This is a genomic window from Streptomyces sp. NPDC031265 (assembly GCF_055570295.1).
The window spans coordinates 1-1,145 of record NZ_JBVIHM010000069.1 but is presented as its reverse complement, the minus strand read 5'-3'; the positions used below and the strand labels follow the sequence as shown (position 1 = coordinate 1,145).

Genomic DNA, 1,145 nt, shown 5'->3' with positions numbered 1-1,145 from the left:
TGAGGTTTTCGGGTTGTCGTCGGGTAGTGACGCTTGATGATCCCTGCGGTATGCCGGTGAGGTGAGGTATCCAGAGGGTGGGGGCCTGACCGCTGAGCGTCGGGCATTTCGTGAGGGGATCCGGCTTCAGGCCGGTGAGAGATTCGCGGCGGGTGAGAAGACCGCGGTGATCGCGAAGGACCTGCGGGTAAGCGTGCGGTCGGTGGAACGCTGGCGCCGGGCATGGCGGGAAGGCGGCACGGAGGCCTTGTGCTCTGCGGGCCCGGCGAACTCTCCGACCGTCACCGATGCCCAGTTCGCCGTCCTGGAGGAGGAACTCGGCAAGGGTCCGGCAGCGCACGGCTTCGACGATGAGCGGTGGACTCTTGCCCGGGTCCAGACGGTGATCCGCCGCCGGCTTCGGGTGAGCCTGTCGGTGGCAACGGTGTGGCGGCTGCTGAAACGGCACGGCTGGTCCTGGCAGGCACCCGCCCGCAGAGCACTCCAGCGTGACGAGCACGCGGTCGAGTTGTGGAAGAAGGAGGTGTGGCCCGGGGTAAAAGCCTCGCGGCGGCACTCGGGGCCTGGATCGTCTTTGAAGACGAGGCTGGCTTTTCGATGACCCCGCCCCGTGCCCGCACCTGGGGCCGACGCGGACACACCCCCGTCATACGCGTGCGCGGCAGGTCCAGCCGCCGGATCTCCGTCGCCGCGCTGTGCTGCTACAAACCCGGCGAGAAGAACCGTCTCATCCACCGGCCCCGCACCCACCTCCTCCTCAAGGGTGCACGCAGGAGCTTCTCCTGGAAGGACTACCGCGACCTGCTGGTGCGGGCACACCTCCAGCTCGACGGCCCGATCGTGGTGGTCTGGGACAATCTCAACACCCACCTGGCCTCCGGGCTGAAACGGTACGAGGCCGAGCACGACTGGCTCACCACCGTCCGGCTTCCGCCGTATGCGCCCGACCTGAATCCCGTCGAGGCCGTCTGGTCACTGGTGCGCAGGGCAATGGCCAACACTGCCTTCGACACACCCGACGACCTCGACCGTAAACTCCGCCGCGAGTTACGCAGGATCCAGCTCCAGCCCCACCTGATCGACGGCTGCCTCACCGCGACCGGCCTGACTATCAACCCACCGACCCCACCCTGAAAACCTCAGTA

Annotated in this window: 1 protein-coding gene; it reads left to right on the top strand. The window is 67.2% G+C overall.

The annotated features are described in order from the left end of the window. Positions 1 to 61: 61 nt before the first annotated feature. Positions 62 to 1,134, top strand: a protein-coding gene (locus ACZ499_RS40045; protein WP_468682154.1) for an IS630 family transposase whose coding sequence is annotated in 2 segments (ribosomal slippage) — positions 62 to 572 and positions 572 to 1,134 — 1,074 coding nt in all. Because the reading frame shifts where the segments join, the coding sequence is not laid out codon by codon here. The last annotated feature ends 11 nt before the right edge of the window (positions 1,135 to 1,145 follow it).